The 18,940-nt window shown below is 52.9% G+C and carries 25 protein-coding genes and 4 pseudogenes; 5 read left to right on the top strand and 24 right to left on the bottom strand.

Features of this window, described 5'->3' with window-relative positions; translation table 11 throughout:
* Positions 1 to 33 precede the first annotated feature (33 nt).
* From KWG61_RS00780 to KWG61_RS15680, 9 genes and pseudogenes are all read right to left on the bottom strand, one after another.
* Positions 34 to 609, bottom strand: coding sequence for a hypothetical protein (locus KWG61_RS00780; protein WP_242744646.1), 576 nt, complete (start codon positions 607 to 609; stop codon positions 34 to 36).
* A 153-nt stretch (positions 610 to 762) separates the two neighbouring features.
* Entirely contained in the window at positions 763 to 1,656 is an 894-nt protein-coding gene (locus KWG61_RS00785; protein WP_367614297.1) for an acyltransferase family protein, read from the bottom strand.
* Positions 1,554 to 1,787, bottom strand: a complete 234-nt coding sequence (locus KWG61_RS00790; RefSeq protein ID WP_242744647.1) for a hypothetical protein — start codon at positions 1,785 to 1,787, stop codon at positions 1,554 to 1,556. The genes KWG61_RS00785 and KWG61_RS00790 overlap by 103 nt, the downstream gene beginning before the upstream one ends.
* A gap of 350 nt (positions 1,788 to 2,137) precedes the next feature.
* Positions 2,138 to 3,447: pseudogene (gene alr / locus KWG61_RS00795) on the bottom strand (alanine racemase).
* Positions 3,448 to 3,452: 5 nt separating this feature from the next.
* Positions 3,453 to 4,414: pseudogene (locus KWG61_RS00800) on the bottom strand (D-alanine--D-alanine ligase family protein).
* Positions 4,402 to 5,490 carry a Mur ligase family protein gene (locus tag KWG61_RS00805; protein WP_367614298.1) on the bottom strand — a complete coding sequence of 363 codons (1,089 nt, stop codon included), beginning with the start codon at positions 5,488 to 5,490 and terminating at the stop codon, positions 4,402 to 4,404. The pseudogene KWG61_RS00800 and the gene KWG61_RS00805 overlap by 13 nt, the downstream one beginning before the upstream one ends.
* Positions 5,412 to 5,603 (bottom strand): Mur ligase family protein, encoded by a 192-nt coding sequence (locus KWG61_RS00810; RefSeq protein WP_242744648.1) that lies wholly within the window; start codon positions 5,601 to 5,603, stop codon positions 5,412 to 5,414. The genes KWG61_RS00805 and KWG61_RS00810 overlap by 79 nt, the downstream gene beginning before the upstream one ends.
* On the bottom strand, positions 5,555 to 5,728 hold the full coding sequence (locus tag KWG61_RS00815; RefSeq protein ID WP_242744649.1) for a hypothetical protein: 174 nt from the start codon (positions 5,726 to 5,728) through the stop codon (positions 5,555 to 5,557). The genes KWG61_RS00810 and KWG61_RS00815 overlap by 49 nt, the downstream gene beginning before the upstream one ends.
* Entirely contained in the window at positions 5,719 to 5,853 is a 135-nt protein-coding gene (locus tag KWG61_RS15680) for a hypothetical protein (RefSeq protein ID WP_256460729.1), read from the bottom strand. The genes KWG61_RS00815 and KWG61_RS15680 overlap by 10 nt, the downstream gene beginning before the upstream one ends.
* Positions 5,854 to 6,344: 491 nt before the next feature.
* Between KWG61_RS15680 and KWG61_RS00820 the strand changes: the two genes are divergently transcribed.
* Positions 6,345 to 6,752, top strand: coding sequence for an HIT family protein (locus KWG61_RS00820; protein ID WP_230267146.1), 408 nt, complete (start codon positions 6,345 to 6,347; stop codon positions 6,750 to 6,752).
* Between the two features lie 171 nt (positions 6,753 to 6,923).
* Here KWG61_RS00820 and KWG61_RS00825 read toward each other — a convergent pair whose 3' ends face one another.
* From KWG61_RS00825 to KWG61_RS00865, 9 genes and pseudogenes are all read right to left on the bottom strand, one after another.
* On the bottom strand, positions 6,924 to 7,610 hold the full coding sequence (locus KWG61_RS00825) for a helicase-related protein (protein ID WP_242744650.1): 687 nt from the start codon (positions 7,608 to 7,610) through the stop codon (positions 6,924 to 6,926).
* A gap of 154 nt (positions 7,611 to 7,764) precedes the next feature.
* Positions 7,765 to 8,232: pseudogene (locus KWG61_RS16820) on the bottom strand (DEAD/DEAH box helicase); the annotation flags it as partial.
* Positions 8,154 to 8,468, bottom strand: coding sequence for a hypothetical protein (locus KWG61_RS00835; protein ID WP_242744652.1), 315 nt, complete (start codon positions 8,466 to 8,468; stop codon positions 8,154 to 8,156). The pseudogene KWG61_RS16820 and the gene KWG61_RS00835, both read right to left, overlap by 79 nt.
* Before the next feature lie 17 nt (positions 8,469 to 8,485).
* A complete protein-coding gene (locus tag KWG61_RS00840; protein WP_242744653.1) occupies positions 8,486 to 8,905 on the bottom strand; it encodes a hypothetical protein in 420 nt (139 codons plus the stop codon).
* Positions 8,902 to 9,273 carry a hypothetical protein gene (locus tag KWG61_RS00845; RefSeq protein ID WP_242744654.1) on the bottom strand — a complete coding sequence of 124 codons (372 nt, stop codon included), beginning with the start codon at positions 9,271 to 9,273 and terminating at the stop codon, positions 8,902 to 8,904. The genes KWG61_RS00840 and KWG61_RS00845 overlap by 4 nt, the downstream gene beginning before the upstream one ends.
* Positions 9,274 to 9,331: 58 nt before the next feature.
* Entirely contained in the window at positions 9,332 to 9,667 is a 336-nt protein-coding gene (locus tag KWG61_RS00850) for a hypothetical protein (RefSeq protein ID WP_242744655.1), read from the bottom strand.
* Positions 9,668 to 9,921: 254 nt separating this feature from the next.
* On the bottom strand, positions 9,922 to 10,401 hold the full coding sequence (locus tag KWG61_RS00855; protein ID WP_242744656.1) for a hypothetical protein: 480 nt from the start codon (positions 10,399 to 10,401) through the stop codon (positions 9,922 to 9,924).
* A gap of 131 nt (positions 10,402 to 10,532) precedes the next feature.
* Positions 10,533 to 10,919, bottom strand: coding sequence for a hypothetical protein (locus KWG61_RS00860; RefSeq protein WP_242744657.1), 387 nt, complete (start codon positions 10,917 to 10,919; stop codon positions 10,533 to 10,535).
* The gene (locus KWG61_RS00865; protein WP_242744658.1) at positions 10,916 to 11,293 is read right to left on the bottom strand and encodes an LD-carboxypeptidase; all 378 of its coding nucleotides are present in this window, start codon (positions 11,291 to 11,293) and stop codon (positions 10,916 to 10,918) included. Before KWG61_RS00865 ends, KWG61_RS00860 begins: the two co-directional genes overlap by 4 nt.
* Positions 11,294 to 11,536: 243 nt before the next feature.
* Between KWG61_RS00865 and KWG61_RS00870 the strand changes: the two genes are divergently transcribed.
* Positions 11,537 to 12,022, top strand: a complete 486-nt coding sequence (locus tag KWG61_RS00870; protein WP_230267142.1) for a peptidylprolyl isomerase — start codon at positions 11,537 to 11,539, stop codon at positions 12,020 to 12,022.
* A gap of 426 nt (positions 12,023 to 12,448) precedes the next feature.
* On the opposite strand, the gene KWG61_RS00875 is transcribed toward KWG61_RS00870, so the two are convergent.
* The 5 genes from KWG61_RS00875 to KWG61_RS00895 all read right to left on the bottom strand — a co-directional run bounded on the left by KWG61_RS00875 (position 12,449) and on the right by KWG61_RS00895 (position 15,400).
* On the bottom strand, positions 12,449 to 12,703 hold the full coding sequence (locus tag KWG61_RS00875; RefSeq protein WP_242744659.1) for a hypothetical protein: 255 nt from the start codon (positions 12,701 to 12,703) through the stop codon (positions 12,449 to 12,451).
* 301 nt (positions 12,704 to 13,004) lie between these two features.
* Positions 13,005 to 13,859, bottom strand: coding sequence for an HAD-IC family P-type ATPase (locus KWG61_RS00880; RefSeq protein WP_242744660.1), 855 nt, complete (start codon positions 13,857 to 13,859; stop codon positions 13,005 to 13,007).
* Positions 13,859 to 14,032, bottom strand: a complete 174-nt coding sequence (locus tag KWG61_RS00885) for a hypothetical protein (RefSeq protein ID WP_242744661.1) — start codon at positions 14,030 to 14,032, stop codon at positions 13,859 to 13,861. The genes KWG61_RS00880 and KWG61_RS00885 overlap by 1 nt, the downstream gene beginning before the upstream one ends.
* 65 nt (positions 14,033 to 14,097) lie before the next feature.
* Positions 14,098 to 15,189 carry an HAD-IC family P-type ATPase gene (locus KWG61_RS00890; RefSeq protein WP_242744662.1) on the bottom strand — a complete coding sequence of 364 codons (1,092 nt, stop codon included), beginning with the start codon at positions 15,187 to 15,189 and terminating at the stop codon, positions 14,098 to 14,100.
* Positions 15,190 to 15,253: 64 nt separating this feature from the next.
* The gene (locus tag KWG61_RS00895; protein WP_242744663.1) at positions 15,254 to 15,400 is read right to left on the bottom strand and encodes a hypothetical protein; all 147 of its coding nucleotides are present in this window, start codon (positions 15,398 to 15,400) and stop codon (positions 15,254 to 15,256) included.
* Positions 15,401 to 15,742: 342 nt separating this feature from the next.
* Between KWG61_RS00895 and KWG61_RS00900 the strand changes: the two genes are divergently transcribed.
* The 3 genes from KWG61_RS00900 to KWG61_RS00910 are packed head-to-tail and all read left to right on the top strand — an operon-like array spanning position 15,743 to position 17,596.
* A complete protein-coding gene (locus tag KWG61_RS00900) occupies positions 15,743 to 16,123 on the top strand; it encodes a GntR family transcriptional regulator (RefSeq protein ID WP_230267139.1) in 381 nt (126 codons plus the stop codon).
* Positions 16,120 to 16,971 (top strand): ATP-binding cassette domain-containing protein, encoded by an 852-nt coding sequence (locus KWG61_RS00905; protein ID WP_230267138.1) that lies wholly within the window; start codon positions 16,120 to 16,122, stop codon positions 16,969 to 16,971. Before KWG61_RS00900 ends, KWG61_RS00905 begins: the two co-directional genes overlap by 4 nt.
* Before the next feature lie 4 nt (positions 16,972 to 16,975).
* Entirely contained in the window at positions 16,976 to 17,596 is a 621-nt protein-coding gene (locus tag KWG61_RS00910; RefSeq protein ID WP_230267137.1) for an ABC-2 transporter permease, read from the top strand.
* Positions 17,597 to 17,815: 219 nt separating this feature from the next.
* On the opposite strand, the pseudogene ispD reads toward KWG61_RS00910, so the two are convergent.
* A pseudogene (ispD, locus tag KWG61_RS16825) lies at positions 17,816 to 18,498 on the bottom strand (2-C-methyl-D-erythritol 4-phosphate cytidylyltransferase).
* Positions 18,499 to 18,940: the final 442 nt, after the last annotated feature.

Raw genomic sequence — 18,940 nt, forward strand, 5'->3', positions numbered from 1 at the left:
AAATTGCGCGGGCGTTTTCAATACCGGATCCCTTCAGGGTAATGGACTGCAGGTTATCGTGACCATCCGGCCCCGATGTTTCCAGGCCAAGGCCGGCCAGCCGGGTATGGAACAGGAACGTTCCGCCCAGCGATTCAATTTCCGCCCGGGCGTTTTTAAAATCGAAACAAAGCCGTCGGTACCGACATGAGGATGCTGCTCGTACAGGATATTTTTGTTTGCGCCCAAGCGGACGAGTTCGTCAAAGATTTTTCGCGTGCGCAGATCCTTGGAGCGGGTCGTCAGCTTGCCGTCGGAAAAGGCGCCGGCGCCGCCCATGCCAAACTGCACGTTGCTTTCCGGATCGAGAACGCCTTCTTTCCAGAAGCGTTCGACATCCTTCTGCCGCTCTTCAATCGGCGCGCCGCGTTCAATAATAATCGGCTTGTACCCGTACTGCGCCAGAAGCAGCGCTGCGAAGAGACCCGCCGGCCCAAAGCCCGCAACGACCGGCCGTCCGGCCAGCGGCTCAGTACCCGTCGCTTCAAAACGGAACGTTTCGTCGGGTGCGATCGTCACATCGCGGTTTTTGAGGTATTTCTTTTCGTGCCGCACTTCGGCATCGATCACAAAGGAAAAAGGACCCTCTGTCCTCTGGCGTCCACGCTTTTGCGATGTACGGACCAGCTCAAAAGATCCTTTTTGGCATATTCAGTTTTTCAGAAGCCGGGATTCAATTTCTTTTGGATCCTCACATTTTACCTGATGAATTCTAATCATAATTTAAACCAGCCATTTCAGCCACTCTGCCTTTTTCTGTCCTCTTACGATCAGCGTCGCCAGACCCTGCGAGCAGGCCAGCGTGCCCAGGTAAACCGCCAGATGCACATTGGGCATCAGCAGCAGAAGAATGCGGGCAAACAGAATGTGGCTGACGTAAATGCCGGTCGCTTCCTTGCGCATCGTCTTATACACCGGCTTGGACGGAAGGCGATAGCCGATGAGCATCTGCATCAGAAAATACATCGCCGGTACCAGCGTCAGGTACATGCAGCTTTTATCTGTCAGAACGCCCATCCAGGCATAGAGGGTTACTTCCAGTATCAGGCATACAAACGAGATCGCAAAGCCTGTCGCACTCGCCTGCAGCCGCATGCGGCGCAGCTTCGAAGCGCCCAGTCCGATCAGGACAAAGATCGGCGCAAAGAAGATACCATCGCGTACCGTACCGAGAAGCTTCAGGATAAATCCATAAATGACCGAGACAACCGGCAGGCCTTCCCACATGGGGCCAAAGCAGTTGACCAGCCAGCCAAACAGATAGAGCGCCAGACAGATCATGAGCGTATCCCGCATGCCCTTGCGCGTGTAGAGCCAGTACACAATGGCCAGTCCAAGCATCAGCGCCGGCAAAAACCACAGATGATAATAGGAACCGTTTAAAAAGAAGTCTCGGATCCAGCCAAGCAGGGCCGAGAAGGAAAAGCCGACGGACGCGTAGTTCCAGATCGTATACGGCAAATAAATGACCGTCCAGATGAGATAGAGAATGCCCAGACGCTTGAGCGTATGCATCAGCGCCTGACGGTTCTGCCCTTCATGACCGGGGGTACGATCGATTTTCTGAAAGAGAAAAAAGCTGCTGCAGACAAAAACATCGGGACTGCCAGGCGGCAGATCGTGGCGATAAAAAACAGGTTGAAAGACTCTGAGATGTCCGCAAACGGGAACGTATGAATAGCGACCACCAGCAGAGCGCCAATATATTTTGCGATATCAATCGCCGGATATTCGCATTTTGATTTCAAGACAGACCTCTCCTTTCAAAGCCGGAAGTCCTGGCGTCAAATCGGCAGGCTGCGGCTGTATAGGTGTGTATTGGGATGTAATCGCGTCCGAAAAGCGACGCGTTTTTCACGTAGAGTTTTCAGTCTGGCAAAAAGAAGCCAAAACCGTTTACAGTTTAGCAGAAAAGCGAATCAAAGCACAAAAGCCGCCGCAAGCGGGAAACCGAATCGTTTTCCGCAGCGGCGGTCTGTTGTCTGGATTCAATACAGTATTCTTTCGTGCAGTCTGGAATCCATCTGCGCTTCAGGCTGGATTCCATTTGTTCTGGTCCATCCCGTCTTCTGGATTCCATTCCATTCTTTTTAACTTTTTACGCGAGGTTTCCGTCTTCGTCGAAGTAGATGCGATTGACGCGGCGGGTCAGAATGGAAAGCGTTTCGTTGTTGATCGTTCCGGCCTTGCGGCTGATTTCATCGACCTTGAGCACGTTATCCCCGTCCTGGCCGATCAGTACCGCTGTATCGCCGGCTTCGATGTCGTCAAATCCGGTGATATCGACCATGCACTGGTCCATGCAGATGTTGCCGACAATCGGAACGAGATGCCCGCGAATGGACACCATCAGGCCCTTGTTCGAACAGGCTCTCGACAGACCGTCCGCGTAGCCGATGGCCAGCGACGCGATCTGACGCGGCCCGTGCGCCGTGTAGTGACGGCCGTAGGAAACGGTCGCCTGATCCGGGATCGTCTTGACCATGGACACTTTCGTCTTCAGCGAAAGAATCGGAACAAAGTCCGGCTGCGAAGCGATCGGCACTTCGTCATCGCTGGTTATGCCCATGTACAGCAGACCCGGGCGGCAGTAGTCGTAGCCGGCATCCATGTAGTTGAGAATGCCATAGGAGTTCTGAATGTGCCTGGCGCCGGTATCGTACCCTTTTTCCTGCAGGCGGAAAATCAGTTCGTCAAACAGCTTCATCTGCGAACGGGTAAACTCGCGGCTGTCGAAGGCGAGATCATCGCTGACGGGAAAATGCGAGAAAATGCCTTCAATCTGCAGACCGGGTAGTTCAAAGACTTCTACGAAGTCGTTAAAGTGCCGGGCATTGGCTTCGTAAAGCAGGCCGGTGCGGTTCATGCCCGTATCGGCTTTGACGTGTACGCGCATTTTCGTGCCGTACGCCTGTCCGTAGTCGGAAAGCGCGTGCGCGAAATCCTTGGAGAGCGCGGACTGAATCAGATCGTATTCGATCAGTTCGTCAAAGCGGGAATTGGGCGTATAGCCAAGAATCAGGATTGGATCGCTGATGCCGGCTTTGCGCAGTTCAATGGCTTCGTCAATGCAGGCGACGGCGAAAACTCCACGCCCGCTCGCTGGAGCGCCTTACCGCAGGCAACGGCGCCATGGCCATAGGCGTCGGCTTTGAGAATGCCGATGATGTCGGTCTTGCCGCACAGACGGCGGACTTCTTCCATGTTATGACCAATCTGATCGAGACGGATTTCCGCCCAGGTGCGCAGCGGCGCGATCATGTCTGTATACGCCTGCGAGTCAAAATGGTTCACATAGGCGATCGCGCGCGCATCTTCAAACGCCGGCGTTTCGTTTTCCGGATTTCCTTGTACATCGGCAGCGGCAGTTTCCGCGTTTGGATTCAGAGTCTGGTTGAATTCGTTCATGCCCCTTATGCCTCGCGCTTCTTTACCATCGCCAGATCGACAAGTTCATCGATCAGCTGAGTGAAAGGACGTCCGGCTTTGGCCATCATGGTCGGATAGCGGCTGGTATCGGTGAATCCAGGAATGGTGTTGACTTCATTGAGCAGAATGCGGCCCGTGTCTTCAATAAACATATCCACGCGCGCCATATCGCGGCAGCACAGGGTACGGAACACTTTTTCGCAAGCTCTCTGGCCTGTTCGGCTTTTTCGTGCGAAATGCGGGCCGGGCAGTAAATGGCGGAATCTTTCATAGCGTACTTGCCTTCGAAATCGAAGACTTTGCTCTTCATTTCGATTTCATCGATCTCGCCGGCGAACAGCGTCTGATCGCCCATGACCGCGCAGCCGATTTCAAAGCCCTGAATGGCTTTTTCCACGAGAATCTTGCCGCGGCCGTCGTATTTGAAGGCGTCTTTTACTGCCTTTTCGTACTGGTCTTCGTTTTCCACGAACGCTACGCCATAGGAGCTGCCGGCGTTGCACGGCTTAATGATCCACGGCAGTTCGATCTGTGCACGCACTTCGTCAAAGGAAGGCAGCGGATCGCGTTCGTTAATGCAGATGTATTCTGCAGCCGGAATGCCGGCCTGATCGCACAGGCGGTGCATGACTTCCTTGTCCATGCAGATGGCAGCGCCCAGAATGTCGCAGCCGACGCAGGGCAGATCAAACATCTGCAGCATGCCGGCGATGGCGCCGTCTTCTCCATTTTTGCCGTGGAGAACCGGGAAGCAGACATCGAGATCGATCGTCTCCTTCGTCTCAAAGTCATAAATGCCTTTGTTTACCCAGGCGATTGGACGGGCCTGCGCCATCCATTCATCGTGTTCGATGGCGGACGCGTCGCCCAGGTAGCGATAAAACTTTCCGTCGCGGGAAATGCCGATCAGCGTCGTTTCATAACGTTCTGTATTCAGAGAGCGCAAAAGGAAGCCGCGGAATGAAGAGAAACGGAGTACTCACTGCTCTGTCCTCCAAAAAGAATGCCAAGACGAATCTTTTTCATGTTTTCTCCTTCCAGACAGCCCTGAATTACATCTTCCATGTGCATGCTTCGGCTGCCTTTGACCAGAATGGCCGCATCAAGCTGATCCAGTTTGCGAACGGCCCGGATCATGTCGATCTTGTTTTCAAAATGAACCTTGTATCCGTCAAAGCCGTCGTGTACGGCTTTGGAAAGCGGACCCCAGGTGTAAAGCCGGTCCACGCCCAGCTGGCTTGCGTATTCGCCGATCTGGCGGTGGAGTTCCTGCTCCGTACTGCCCAGATCGAGCATGTCGCTCAGTACGGCGACGTGGACTTTGGCGGGAATCTGCATCAGCGCATCGAGCGCGGCTCTTGCGGATTCCGGGTTGGATTTATACGTATCGTCAAAGAGCGAAGCCTGTCCGAACGGACGAATCTGTCCGCGCATAGGCGTCAGCTCAGTTTCTTCAATAGCCTTGGACCAGAGATCCTTTCGAATCTCGCCGGCTCTTGCCGCCAGAAGGGCGGCTGTCGCGTTGTCCGCCTGAACCGGATTGGCACAGCGAACGACATAGGTATCGCTGCCAAGGCTTGGCAGCGTAAAGGAAAAGCCGTGCCGGGTCATCTGCAGATTTTCAGGCGCAAAGTCTGTGCCCTCTCCAAAGGCGACCAGCTGCCAGGTCGGATCGAGCGGCTGATCAGCGAGGACTTTAACGAGTTCAGGCGAAGCGGCGTTATAGACCAGCGTACCAAACGGTTTGAGCGAACTCAGGATTTCGCATTTGGCCGCGGCGATGTTTTCAATGGAGCCCAGATTTTCCATATGGGCCGAACCAATGGACGCGATAATTGCGATATCGAGCGGCGCGATGGTGCACAAATAGGCGATTTCGCCTTTGTTTTCCATGCCCATTTCCAGAATCAGCACTTCCGTATCGATCGGCATTTCACAGATCGTCAGCGGCAGACCGATTTCCGTATTGCGGTTGCCCTGCGTTTTCCATGTTTTCTTCGTCGTTCCAAAAGGGAGGCGCAGAAATCCTTGGTCGAAGTTTTTCCGTTGCTTCCGGTTACGCCGACCACCATCGGATCGACTTCCATCAGCCAGCCGCGGGCAATTTTTCCAAAGGCTTCGACGACATCATCCACCTCAATGAGCGGCAGATCTTCGGGCTTTCCAGGATGGCCTTTTTCCACAGCATTCCGGCTGCGCCGGCCTTTTTCACGTCTTTGGCAAACGCGTGGCCGTCGCTGCGGGCGCCGATCAGCGGCACAAAAGCATGCCTTCCTTTACGGCACGCGAATCCGATGCGGCGCCGGTGAAGGAAGCTGTCCCGTCTGTATGGAATAAACGGCCGCCGCAAAGCGAGGCAGCCTGGGAAAATGTCATATTGATCATGGTAAAAATCCTCGTCTGAAATTATAGCAACCGTTCCGCCATCCGGCAAAAATACAGCCGTACACACGAAAAACCGCTTACCCATCGTACAGGAACTGCATCCCATACTCCCGGGATGAGCCCGTTCTCCAGGCAGGATCCTCATTTTTCACGAAACGGTTTCCTTTCTGTACTACATTCATATTTTATGGGATTTGCTGTGTGGGAAACGGATTTCCCGAGGGCTTTGGCCCCCACCGCGGCGGGCAAAACACGGTTTCTGAACCGTTTGTGATGGGGGAATCATACATTTCTGGTTTGAACAGTGGGCCAATGTGCTACAATTTGAACGGCAGAGCTGCCCACGGCTTTGTCGTTATGTATCGAATATCCGCGATATTCATACAGTTAGTCCCCTTATGAAGAGTCAGGCCTCCCCTTAGCCTGGCTTTTCACTTGTTCAGTGATATGCCGCACGTTTTCGCGGTCAGGAAAGGAGCTTTGTCTCGTTTATGGATTGCCTGTTCTGTTCCATTTCTCAAGGAGAGATCCCCTCTTCTACTTTATATGAGGATGAAGATGTCCGCGTGATTCTTGACATCAATCCGGCTGCTCTCGGCCACGCCCTCGTCATCCCCAAAACGCATGTGCCCTCGCTTCTCGAAGCCGACGATGCGCTGCTCGCCAAAGTCTTTTCCGTTGCCCGTCAGGTCGGCAACCGTCAGATCGAAGTTCTCGGTGCCGACGGCGTCAACATTTTCGCCAACTGCCGCGAAGCCGCCGGTCAGACGATCGACCATTTCCACGTGCATGTCGTTCCGCGCTATGCCGGCAGCCCCGAAAAGGACGTTCTGTCCATTTCGCAGGGCGAACTGGAAAAGCCGGATTTTGAAGCACTCGTCGAAAAGCTTTCCTTTTAAGGTTCGCCTGCAGTCCAGACTTCGCTTACAGACTTTATTTTGACTTCACTTATTTTGAAGTCTCGCTTTATTGAAAAATCAGAAAAGGTGCCGCGATCCGGCTTTCCTGCCTTGCAGGAAAGGCGCTGGATCACGGCACCTTTTGTCTGGCTTGAAGCGGTCTTGTCTGGATCAGTCGAGATAGGCGCTTTTCGCGTTGGCTTTTTCGATCGCGCGAAGCATGTTGTGATTTTGCATATCTTCAGGATGATCAAGAATTTCCTGCGCGTCGCGCGCGCAGATTTCCATCATTTTCAGATCCGTGCTGGCATCGCCCAGAATGAACGCCGGCAGTCCCGACTGGCGGGTTCCTAACAAGTCGCCCGGACCGCGCAGCTGCAGATCGAGTCTGGCCAGTTCGAACCCGTCATCGATGCGCTCCAGAGCGGAAAGCCGTTCTCTGGCCTGCGGCGTTTTGGACGAACTCAGCAGATAACATTCCCCCTGCAGCGTGCCTCTCGCGCAGCGGCCGCGCAGCTGATGCAAAGTGGAAAGGCCGAAGCGATGCGCATCGTAAATGACCATCATCGTCGCGTTGGACACGTCGATGCCGACTTCAATAACTGTCGTGGAGACAAGAATCTGAATTTCGCCAGCCGCAAAGGCAGCCATGACGCCTTCTTTCTGTTCGGCTTTCATCTTTCCATGAAGCAGACCGATCGTGCAGCGGTCTTTCAGAACCGAAGACATGCCTTCGTAAATCGACTCTGCGCTGTGCAGATCCATTTCTTCGCAGTCTTCGACAGCCGGCGTCACCACGTAAACCTGCCGGCCTTCCTTTTCGATGCCTTCCAGAATACGGCCAAGTACCGGTTTCATGGATGAACTGTAAAGGCGCGTGTGAGCACCGGCTTGCGGCCGGGCGGCTTGGTCTTAATTGTCGAAAGATCGATATCGCCGTACAAAAGTGGGCCGCGGTACGCGGAATCGGCGTCGCGCTTAACAGAAGCACGTCGGCTTCGACGCCTTTTTCGATAAGAGCCCGGCGCTGCCGGACGCCGAAGCGATGCTGCTCATCCGCAATGACAAGACCCAGGGATTCAAATTCGACCCCTTCCTGAAAGAGCGCGTGCGTGCCGACCACGACGGAAATTTTCCCGTCTTTCAGATCCTTGAGAATCTTTTTCTTTTCCCGGACTTTCAGAGAGCCGCAGTACAGTCCGGCTTCAATGCCCATCGACTGCAGGGTGGACAGATGCTGGCGGGCAAGCAGTTCCGTCGGCGCCAGCAGCGCCGCCTGCTTGCCGGAAAGCGCACATGCGTACAGGCTGAGCGCGGCAACCACGGTTTTTCCGCAGCCGACATCGCCCTGCACCAGACGGTACATGACCCGGTCCCGTCCCAGATCCGAAAGAATTTCGTTTAGAACGGTGCTCTGATCTTTGCTGAGAACAAAGGGCAGGGCGTCGATTTTTTCCTGTATGAGCGAATGATCAAAAATGCGGCCCGTTTTTTCGGCCGTTCAGCCTGGGCCAGTCTGGCCGCGTGAAAGCACAGAAACTCTTCGTACTTCAAAGCCCGTACGCCCTGCGCCAGCTCGGCTTCATCTTTTGGCCGGTGCACCATGGCCAGCGCCAGTTTTAAGGACGGCAGACGGTACTTTTCGCGCAGACGCTGCGGGATGCGGTCGTCAATCTGATCCGCATACGGCAAAGCCTTTTTCATCAGCCGGATCATCGTATCGCGCCGCGTTTTTACGGGAAGCGAATAGACAGGATACAGCTGCAGGCCCTCTTCCAGACTTTGAAAGCTGGTCCACGTCGCCCGCACTTTATGCTCTCTGGTCCACGTGCCGCAGACGGTAATCGTCTTGCCGGGCGGAAACTGGGGATAGTAGCCCTGAAAAAAACGGAGACATCGATTTGCTGTCCCCAGGCCGAAACGAAAAAGCGGACAACGCCCTTTTTCATGCCGGTCATATGCGGATTTTCACTGCGCAAAATCTCGCCGCAAAACAGAACTTCTTCTCCTTCCTGCCACTGTTCGATGGGCAGAATCGGGATATAGCGAATCGGATACGTCTGTAAAAGTTCTTCCAGACTGCCGATCTTCTTTCGCTCCAGAAAGCTTTTCTGCGTCGGACTGAGCCGGAGCAGCTCCAGACCCGTACTCATTTGCGATCCCCTTTGCGCGAACACCGCGGTTTCCCGTTTTTCGAACTATCCGCTCCAGTGTCTGACTCGCTCAGTTTTCCCTGCCACGCCAGAACGTACGCCGACAAAATCACCACCGCGACAAACTGCACACCATAGCCGATCCATAAAGCCGGGGGCAGAGATCCGTTCTGGGCAAAGAGAAGAAGCAGGAGCGAGCAGCCCGGCTCGCCAAGCGAAACGAGCGTCGCAAACAGACGGGCGAACGCCCCGGTCGATACGGTGCAGAGCGGTCCGCCTAAAAACAGATCGGCAAGCCACAGAAGCAGAAACAGGGCCAGCCAGACGCTGATCCGTTTCGCAGGCGCCTTCTGAAACAGCGTTGCCATCGTCGAAAACAGATCGCTCCAGCTTTTTGCTCCCGTATACACCGCCTGAAAAAGACGATCAAGCCAGGCAGCACAAAGAAGATGGCCAGAATGCCCAGGACGTTGCCGAAGCCTTCCACGATCGGCGAAGCGGCATAGCTGAGCGGTTCCAGAACAAACGAAACGAGCCACGCCACAAAAAGCGAACCGAGTCCGGCCCGGCCAAGACTTCGCCCGGAATATGCGCCTTCTTTTTCCCCCAGATCCAGACGCATACGCCATACAGACCGATGCCATATCCCGTAAGCAGAAGAATTCGCAGCAGCGTCGCCATCATCCCGGAAAGTGCAAGCGTACCCAGAAAAAGCTGGGTATAGGCCAGCCCATAAATAAGCGAGAGGGCGGACAGCGCCACAATTGGGCCGATCAGCGTACGAAAAGAAACAGAAGGCAGTCCTTTTTCCCGGACGATTTAAATTGTGAATTTGGAAAAGAATGTTTCATAAATACTCCTCCTGTCTCTTTCGGTACCCCTGCAAGACGACCAAATCTCTGGCTGCAGATCTGGCCATGCCGTTTTGGAAAACGGGAATGCGCTCCCTGGGTTTTACGGGATTTGAATCGCAGGACGTTTTCGCCAGTCGCTATATTTTCAATTTCGTCCGAATTTCAGTCGATCTTCGAATCTGTGTTTTCCGGCTCTGCAGGTTCAGCTTCCTCTGCCTGTAGCGGCTCCGCATCCTGGTCAGATGTCACGCGTTCGCTGGCCTGTTCGGCGCTGATCTCTTCCCATTCCCCTTTTTCCGGTTCGATTTCTTCGGGCTCTTCTTGTACAGGGCGAGCGGCAAAGAAACTGCGCAGGAACGTGCCAAAGCGGCCGGATTTGCGCGGGCGATCCGGGGAAAGACGATCCGCGCTTTCTTTCGCCTGCTGCTCAAGACGCGTCTGTGTCTTTTCCATACTTTCTTCTTCCGAACTTTCTTCTTCCGAACTTTCTTCTTCCGAATCCATACGTTCTTTGGGAAGTTCTTCAACGGTCTCGATCTCTTCGATCGAAGAAACGGTTTCAATCGGCTGGGCGCTCTCACTTGTCTGCGGCTGTTTTTCTGCCGGCGTGTCTTCGCCTGCCGGCTCAGCTTGCTCCATCATGCCTTCAGATGCGGTTTCTGCCTCCGTCGTCTCGTCTTCAGAGCGTTCTTCGAGAGAAGCCTCTTCTGCTCTGGCCGGCTCTTCTTTCCAGCCGGCGCTGATCCAGATGCCTTGCCCGTTGGGCAGATGGCCTAAACTCGGCGCTCCAAAAAGGAAAGCGGCTGATCGCAGTACGCCTGAAGAATTTCACCCATTGCCTTCCAGGCGTCTTCCGTATTTTCAAACTGTTTTTCCAGACGGTTAAAGCGGCCGAAAATGACGCCGCGCAAATCGGTGAACAGTCCGGTCTGCGCCATCTGCGCACACATCGATTCGAAGCTGTACAAATCCGCGGAAGACGATTCGAGAAGCAGATAGGAATCTTCCAGAGCGGGCATTCTTCCGGTTCCCGCCAGCTTGAGCAGGCAGCGCATGTTGCCTCCGTAAATGCGCGCGTGGCGCGGGAAATAATCCTGACTGAGCTCCATCAGATCAAAGCTGGCCCGGCCGCTTTCAATAATGTCCACCGCCTGCTTCATGTTTTCCTGCTGCCACAGCCCAAAGAGCAGCGCTTTTTATGCGCGCACGTCGACAGGGCGTTGACGATGCAGGTACCGTCCGAAAATGCGGCATAGTAGGCATCCGATTTACGATAGGCGTCGTAATCCAGCCAGGGCAGTACGGTATTGGCGAGATTGCCGCCGGAAAGATCAAAAATCCAGGAATAGCGCATGGAGCGCAGCGCCTGATTAAACTCTTCCGCTTTTTCCTGCGCCGAAAGAGGCTCCATGGCCGAACGGGCCAGTTCGGCTTCGATGCCAGCGTCCTGCAGCGCCCGCACAAAGCTTTGCGAAAACTGGGGATTATTTATGGGATCGCTCAGGGCGCAAAGCAGTACTCGATTTTCAGTCATAAGGGCCTCCTTGCCGCAGCGCGCGGCTTTTATCCTAATATTGTAAACGATCCGTCAAAGCCTGCCAAAACGCATCTCAGTCTCATCCATTTGACCGGTACTCCGCGCAGGACAGGACTTTCTTTTTCTTTTAAGCAGGACAGGACTTTCTTTTTCTTTTAAAAGGAAAAGCGGCTCGTTCTTCTCCTGAACGATTTTCCGTATAAAATAAAACCGACACAGCCGAAGGCTTGGGAGGTACTTATGGCAAAACACTTTACCATCACCATGAAAAATGGCGACATCATCAAGGGCGAGCTCTATCCGGACAAAGCGCCGAAAACCGTCGAAAACTTCGAAAAGCTCGCCAACGAAGGCTTTTATGACGGCCTGATTTTCCACCGCGTCATTCCGGGCTTCATGATTCAGGGCGGCGACCCGAAAGGCAACGGAACCGGCGGCCCCGGCTATTCCATTCACGGCGAATTCAAAGCCAACGGTTTCCCGCAAAACGACATCAAGCACACCCGCGGCGTTCTCTCCATGGCCCGTGCCGCCAGTCCAGACTCGGCCGGCAGCCAGTTCTTCATCATGCACGCCGATGCTCCGCATCTCGATGGACAGTATGCGGCGTTCGGTAAAGTAACCGAAGGCATGGAAGGCGTAAACAAAGTCGCCATGACCCGCACCGATTTCCTCGACAAACCCGTCGAAGATCAGGTCATTCAGTCCATCCGCGTCACTGACTAGCTGACACATAGGAACGACAATACATATAAATAGAGGCGGTAGCGAATATTTTAATTCACGTAGCCTTTCCCTATTGGATACAGTCCGGTCTTTGCCAGTTCTTTTGGATAAAAGGCGGTATCTACTTTATCTAAAGTCGATACCGCCTTTCAGTTTTATGCCGCTTTGTAGCTGCACTTTTTGTTTTGCTTTCTCGTATAACTTTCTTCATTTGTCTGGTGGTGGGGAAAGTTTTGTTCAGGTCTAATGAGATTAATTCAGCCAGGCTTCGAGTGAGTTCTGTTGGCTCATACGCATAACTGTATCCTTGGCCAGACAGGTCGTAATAGTTGAATGATCGTAATGAAGATATGATTTCGCAACAGGTAAATTTATTATCCAGCTTCTTCTCTAGAATTCGAAAAACCATTAATGCCATGTAACAGATCAGGAAGCGGACTTTAACTCTCTCGTCTTTTGAAGATACACAGGGCGTGCATCGAAATACGTCTTCATAATTCGAAAGCAGTCTTCAATTTTCCAGCGCTGCGAACATACCTTGAGAATTTCGGATTCTTCCCACTCCAGGGCAGTAGCAACGCAATAATATCCGTCGTATTTCTCTTCTTTTTCGATTTTTTCAGTATCGATTTCGATAATTACGCCATTGGCCACTGTTCGTAGTGAAATAGAGATGTACATAAATGGTGAAATACAAGTTAACAGTTTTGGTGCTGTTAATTACCATTATGGACGTCTCTATTTTTACATTTCTGGTGATCCAGTTAATTTCTGGGATAAATATTTCCAGATCCATTACTCAGTGAAACTGAATCAGGCGGATTGTTTTTCTCCCGATTTCAAATCATTTGTTGTGATAGAAAAAAAGAAACCAGCCTTCCTTAACGTCAACCTTATACAAATTCTGTCTTATAGAGGGAAGAAGAGAGGCTTTTGTTACAATGGCAATTCATAATTGGCCTGTTTTCAGTGCGTTTTCTGTTTAGCAATCCCTGTCTTCTTCACACGCGTATTCCCGGGCCAGAATCTGCTTTTCTTCCTTCAGAAAGGAAGGCAGAAACCGGGCGTACAGATGGTTCCAGTCGGCTTTCTGCAAAAGCGAAAGCACAAACAGCTCGCCAAGGGCGATGGCGCCGGCCGCAATCAGCTGCATCGGATTCAGTGCGGCCAGCGAAAACAGAGACGGCACGAAAACCATGACCCCAGCATAGCCGGCTGCACACAGCGTAATCACCAGCAGACGCACGAGCGAAAGCGGACGGCAGATCCAGTAAAGAACGCCGATCGCGTTGACCGAAGCGAGAATGGTGCAGATCGTCTGGTACGCCGCCTGATCCATAGGAATCCATTGCGTGACATATAAAATGTAGGCCGTCGCAATCGACAGGCAGACGCTCAGCGCGCCGGGCGTGGCGCGCGAAAGCACGCTGACCAGGAAGTTGCCCTGTATGCGTTTCGTATCGTTTTCAAAAGTAAGAATGAACGCCGGAATGCCTGTGCCTAAAGAGGAAACGAGCGTCAGCTGAATCGGGATGAACGGATAGGAACGCATCCACAGCACCGTCAGCACGCACAGAATAAAGGAGAAAATCGTCTTGACCAGAAACAGCGACGCCGTGCGCTGAATGTTATTGACGACGCGACGGCCTTCGAGCACGATGCGCGGCAAAACCGAAAACTGGTTGTTGAGCAGCACAAAGGAAGAAACCGCCAGCGCGGCCTGCGCGCCGCTGCCCATGGCGATGGAACAGTCCGCCTGCTTGAGCGCCATGACGTCATTGACGCCATCGCCCGTCATGCCGACGGTATGCCCCTGCTTCTGCAAGGCTTCGACCATCAATTTTTCTGCACCGGACTGACGCGGCCGAAAATCGAATAAGCAGAGACCACGTCTTCAATCTGATCGTCTGAGACGTTTTGCATGTCGATCGTCTTTCCCTTTACGCCAGCCCGGCCGGCAATCGCCTGCACGGTCTGCGCCATGTCGCCGGAAATGACTTTAATCGACACATCCTGCGTACGGAAGTAATCGAGAATCTGCGGGGCATCCGGGCGAAGTTCGTCTTCGATTAAAATCAGACCGCAAAGGGTATAGTCCCCTTTTTTAGAGCAGACAGTTCGGGTCCTTTGGCAAAGGCGAGAACGCGCAGCCCTCTGGCGGCATAGTCTTCGATCTGATCGAGCACGGCCGGATCGGGATGAGCAAACAGAAAGGTGTAGGCGCCAATCAGGTACGTCTGATCGCCAAAGACAGCGCCGGAACATTTGGCTGTGGACGAAAACGGAAACGTCCGGGCCGCTTTCTGGCGGGAATGCCAGTCCTGCAAAGCCGTCCGCAGCGCCTTGGCCGTCACATTGTCATCGCCAAGCGATCCAAACAGATCCGCCAGATCCTGTTTCAGCTGTTCCTGCGTTTCCTCTCCCTGAGGAAGAAACGCCTGCACGTGCATGTTGCCGCTGGTAATCGTTCCGGTTTTATCGAGGCAGAGCGTATCGACGCGCGCCAGACTTTCGACCGAATACAGATCGTGAATGAGCACGGCCTGTCTGGCCATCTTGACCGAAGCCGCCGCCAGAGCGGTCGACGTTAAAATCATCAGCCCTTCCGGGATCATGCCGATGACCGACGCGCACGTATTCAGAATGGCCGAATTGAGCGGCAGCCGGGTGTAGAAAAACAGTTTGAGAAAGAGAAGAACGCCGGCAGGAACGAGCATGAGCGTGCAGAACTTGATCAGCATATCCAGCATTTCCTGCAGCTGGGACACTCTTTCCTTATCCTTGCGCGCATCGTGCAAAATCGAGGCCATGTACTGATCGTCGCCGACCGCGATAGCCTGCACAAGCACGCTGCCGCTGACCAGGAAGCAGCCGCCGTACAAATCCTGACCGGCGCTTCGATCGAGCGCGTCGGATTCGCCGGTGAGCAGCGATTCGTTCACCTGGCAGAACCCTTCGCGAATGCGGCAGTCGCACGGAATCTGCGCGCCGCTCGAAAGACGGAGGATATCGTTCTGCACGATCTGATCCACCGGAAGCGGCTCCCATTTCCCATCGCGCAAAACGGAATACGTCTGTTGATGAATGAGCGCGAGCTTATTGAGCGTGCGGCGCGAGCGGATTTTCTGAATCAGACCGATCAGCGTATTGGAAATCACCACAACCATGAACAGCAGGTTGCGATAGCTGCCCGTCAGAATAATCAGGCCCGCGAGAATGTAGTTGACGATATTAAAAAGATAAAAACTGAGAAAGCATCAGTTCGCCCGTACTTTCCTGATGGCGGTTTTCCATCGTGTTCGGTTTGGCCTTAGATGCCTGCGCGGCAGACAGACCTTGAGTAAGGGAAGTTGGCGAATCGTATTTGAGTGGCGTCATACCCGTATTGTAGAAAAGGAATCGAAACCGATCAAAAACGACGTCTGAACATTTCCTTAATGTCTGGGGTACTTCTCTTACCGCCCTGCAAGATTCCGGAATATGTAGCAAAGAAGATGTCTGATTCTGCTTTTGCCTCCAGCAGAAAGGACAAGCCCCTTTCTCCCAAAACGCAGAAAGGAGCTGAGGGCCGAGAGCGCCGACTCGAACGTCTCGAAAATGTGTTTGTACTCGAAAATGTGTTTGTGCTGTTATATTGTGTTTACTTCAACTGTTTAACTGTTCTATACTGTTTACGCAAGGAATCCAGACCGGACAGGGATTCCGGAAAGGACACGGCTTATGCTTTTGCAAATACTTCCCTCTTCCATGACGCCGATCTACGAACAGATCGCCGATCAGATCCGTCTGCAGATCAAGGAGCAGAAATTAGCACCGCTCGAACTGCTTCCTTCCATTCGGGCCATCGCCCGCGAATACCACATCTCCGCGCTGACCGTGAAAAAGGCGTACGACCTTCTCGAAACGGAAGGCTTTGTCAAAACGGTTCAGGGCAAAGGCACGTTCGTCGAGAAAATCTCGGGAAACGTGATCCAGGAAGAAATGCAGAAGCAGGTAGAAGACGCCTTTGAAGCCGCCATTCAAAAAGCTTTGCGAATGAATTTTTCCAAAGAACAGATTCTCGAAATCGTTCATCTGCTTCTGGAAGGAGACCTCTCATGATTCAGATTCAAAATGCGCTCTGCCGTTTTCCGTCGTTCACGCTGCAGATCGACGATTTCTATTTAAAAGAAGGATCCATGACCGCTCTGGTCGGCCTGAACGGGTCCGGCAAAACGACTCTCTTCCGCCTGCTTCTCGGTCTGAAAAAGCCCGAACAGGGAACAATCTCCCTGCTCGATCCAAACACCGGAACGCTTCCGGTTTCCGTAAAGCAGCAGATCGGCGTCGTGCTTGCGGACAGCGGCTTTCCCGAAACGCTCTGTCTGAGCGACATTGCCCGCATTCTGGCCGCGTACTATCCCACGTTTGATTGGCCGTACTGGAAGGCACTGATCTCGAAAATGCGTCTGCCCGAACACAAGCCGCTTTCCGCGTTTTCCAACGGCATGCGCGCCATGAGCAAAGTCATCGCCGCCCTCAGCCACCATCCCCGCTTTCTGCTTCTCGATGAGCCGACTGCAGGCCTCGATATCGCAGCCCGACAGGAAATTTTTGGCCTGCTGCAGGAGTACATGATGGAAGACGGCCGCTCCATTCTGATCAGCTCGCATATTGCTTCCGATCTCGAAACGCTCTGCGACGATCTGTGGATGATTCACGACGGCCGCCTGTGCCTGCACGAAAACGTCGACGAGCTTCAGGAAGAATGGGGCATACTCACTCTGGATCAAGCGCAGTATGAAGCCCTCGACAAGAGCGCAGTCTTCGCCCATGCCCCATTTGGAAATACCGTTCGCGTGCTTGTGAGCGATCGACAGTTTTATCAGGACAACTATCCGCAGTATCCCGCGGCCAAAGGTAGCATTGACGATTTGCTGCTGATCGCGGCCGATGGAAGAAAGGAATAATTTTATGAAAGGCTTATGGACATCCGACTGGATCTGGTTCAAATCGCAGAAGCGGTTTCTGCTCATGATGGCGTTTCTGATCGTATGCTTTCTGTTTTCGGGCCAGTCCTCTTTTCTGATTCTTTACTTCCCGCTGTTTCTGACCATCCTCTCCACGCGCCGCGTACTGGAAGGCGTCTCCGGCAAATCCGCCCGCTTTCTCTTTACGCTTCCCTTTTCCCGCAAGGACTATCTGATCGAGAAGTATCTGTTTGTGCTGGCCTGCTGGGCCATGACCATGGCGGTGTGCTTTGGCATTGCCTGTCTTCAGCGGGATCTGTCGATGAACGAACTGCTTCTTCTCGTCTGGCTTGCCTCCGTCATCTGCCTTCTGCTTGCCGCGATTCTGATTCCTTTTTATATCCGGTTTAAACAGGCCGCTTCTCAGGCGCTGATGATCGCCGTCGCTCTTCTTGCGCTGGCTTCCATCTGGCTCATGGATTATCTGACGGAACATCCCCAGGCTGTTCAGAAAATCCTGTCACACGCCCTGGTTCTGGGCGTAATCGCCACCCTTCTCTGTATTGGCCTTCTGTGTCTGTCCTTCTGGCTTTCCGGACGGCTTCTTTCCAGAGAAGAATTTTAGGATCGCCCAGTTCTCTTTTTAGCTGTTCAAAAACAAAAGAACCGTTTTTCCTTTGACCGCCTTAGCCTCAAATCCAGGCTCTGGCCGTCTGAAAAACGGTTCTTTTTGTGTTTCTGTTATAAATGCGTACCGGCTGAACGAAGCGATAGCGCGCCAGACCGTGAAGCTTGGGCTGATCTAGCCCGTTTCTGCATTTCGGTATTTCTGCAGATCTGCGCTTCAGCCGGCTTCATCCATTCGAAATTTCTCACGCTCTTCGAGCCGTTCGAGATCCTGGCGGGAAGTCACTTTAAAGTTTTCCGGATCGCCTTCCACGCCATATGAGGGAATCTGCAAAGCCAGTTCCATCGCCTGCGCATCGTCGGTGACCTGCCAGTGCTTTTCGCGCACGATTTCCAGCGCCGTTTGAATCTGTTCGGTCGCAAAGGCCTGCGGGGTCTGCACCGCGCGCAGCGTGGAGCGGACGGGCGTTGCGATGACCATGCCGTTTTCATCCACCTGCTTGATCGTATCCGTCACAGCCACCCCGGAATGACGCCCTGGGCATAGCGAAGCGCGGTTTTAATCCGTTCAAGCAGGGCTCGCGTGCAAAACGGTCTGGCGCCGTCATGGATCATCACATACGGTTCACGAACCTTCTTCAGACCGGCCAGAACGGAATCCTGCCGCTCTTTTCCGCCGATCGCGAATTCACACCCTGTCGATTTAAAGCGTGTCTCAAATTCTTCTTTCTCGCTCTGGGCGCATACGACAACAATCTGCCGGCAATCGGGATCCGACTGAAAAAGACGCAGACTGCGCATAAGAATGGGCTCGTTCTGATACGAATAGAGAACTTTGTTATAGGAAAGGCCGCTGCGGCTGCCCTTGCCGGCGGCTAAAACGATGGCTGAATAGTTCATACAGTCTCAGTATACGCAGAGAGTATGGAGCAGATGCAAAGGAAAACTATCAATACTGGTAGTTATAGCCTGTAAAAGAAATAGGCTGGCACACTTTCGTGTCCACCTTACGGGGTGTAGTTTTCTTTTAAAAATTTCAAAATGAATGTATAAAAATATTAAACTGTCTAAAAATTAAATTCTAATCTTGATAGGCGGATACATCAGCCATAAACTATAACCAAGAAAGGATTCTATTAGCAAAGAAACTGGCAGCTTATTCTAATCAAAGGCTATACCTCTCCTCGAATGTATTAGCATCCATTCATTTTGTGTATATGCCGTAAAACCCCCAGAAATCGACAATCAGCAACTGAAGTGTCGATTCCTATTACTGGATCAAATGGACAAATCCCTTTTGTTACAAAAAAGAACAGGAGGGATAACAAGGTAGAAAATAAAA

The sequence above is a fragment of the Allobaculum sp. Allo2 genome, assembly GCF_022701175.1.
In the GTDB taxonomy this organism is placed as follows: domain Bacteria; phylum Bacillota_I; class Bacilli_A; order Erysipelotrichales; family Erysipelotrichaceae; genus Allobaculum; species Allobaculum fili.

Excerpts from the sequence above, each read along its gene's own strand:
- KWG61_RS00835 (WP_242744652.1), bottom strand. The coding sequence starts at position 8,468 with ATGATCCGGCTGATGAAAAAGGCTTTGCCGTATGCGGATCAGATTGAC.
- KWG61_RS00880 (WP_242744660.1), bottom strand. The coding sequence starts at position 13,859 with ATGGTCGAAGCCTTGCAGAAGCAGGGGCATACCGTCGGCATGACGGGC.
- KWG61_RS00890 (WP_242744662.1), bottom strand. The coding sequence starts at position 15,189 with ATGGTTGTGGTGATTTCCAATACGCTGATCGGTCTGATTCAGAAAATC.
- KWG61_RS00905 (WP_230267138.1), top strand. The coding sequence starts at position 16,120 with ATGATTCAGATTCAAAATGCGCTCTGCCGTTTTCCGTCGTTCACGCTG.
- KWG61_RS00845 (WP_242744654.1), bottom strand. The coding sequence starts at position 9,273 with ATGGCAACGCTGTTTCAGAAGGCGCCTGCGAAACGGATCAGCGTCTGG.
- KWG61_RS00840 (WP_242744653.1), bottom strand. The coding sequence starts at position 8,905 with ATGAGTACGGGTCTGGAGCTGCTCCGGCTCAGTCCGACGCAGAAAAGC.
- KWG61_RS00910 (WP_230267137.1), top strand. The coding sequence starts at position 16,976 with ATGAAAGGCTTATGGACATCCGACTGGATCTGGTTCAAATCGCAGAAG.
- KWG61_RS00870 (WP_230267142.1), top strand. The coding sequence starts at position 11,537 with ATGGCAAAACACTTTACCATCACCATGAAAAATGGCGACATCATCAAG.
- KWG61_RS00820 (WP_230267146.1), top strand. The coding sequence starts at position 6,345 with ATGGATTGCCTGTTCTGTTCCATTTCTCAAGGAGAGATCCCCTCTTCT.
- KWG61_RS00855 (WP_242744656.1), bottom strand. The coding sequence starts at position 10,401 with ATGATGGAGCAAGCTGAGCCGGCAGGCGAAGACACGCCGGCAGAAAAA.
- KWG61_RS00825 (WP_242744650.1), bottom strand. The coding sequence starts at position 7,610 with ATGAAACCGGTACTTGGCCGTATTCTGGAAGGCATCGAAAAGGAAGGC.
- KWG61_RS00895 (WP_242744663.1), bottom strand. The coding sequence starts at position 15,400 with ATGACGCCACTCAAATACGATTCGCCAACTTCCCTTACTCAAGGTCTG.
- KWG61_RS00900 (WP_230267139.1), top strand. The coding sequence starts at position 15,743 with ATGCTTTTGCAAATACTTCCCTCTTCCATGACGCCGATCTACGAACAG.
- KWG61_RS15680 (WP_256460729.1), bottom strand. The coding sequence starts at position 5,853 with ATGATCAATATGACATTTTCCCAGGCTGCCTCGCTTTGCGGCGGCCGT.
- KWG61_RS00875 (WP_242744659.1), bottom strand. The coding sequence starts at position 12,703 with ATGTACATCTCTATTTCACTACGAACAGTGGCCAATGGCGTAATTATC.
- KWG61_RS00865 (WP_242744658.1), bottom strand. The coding sequence starts at position 11,293 with ATGACTGAAAATCGAGTACTGCTTTGCGCCCTGAGCGATCCCATAAAT.
- KWG61_RS00860 (WP_242744657.1), bottom strand. The coding sequence starts at position 10,919 with ATGAAGCAGGCGGTGGACATTATTGAAAGCGGCCGGGCCAGCTTTGAT.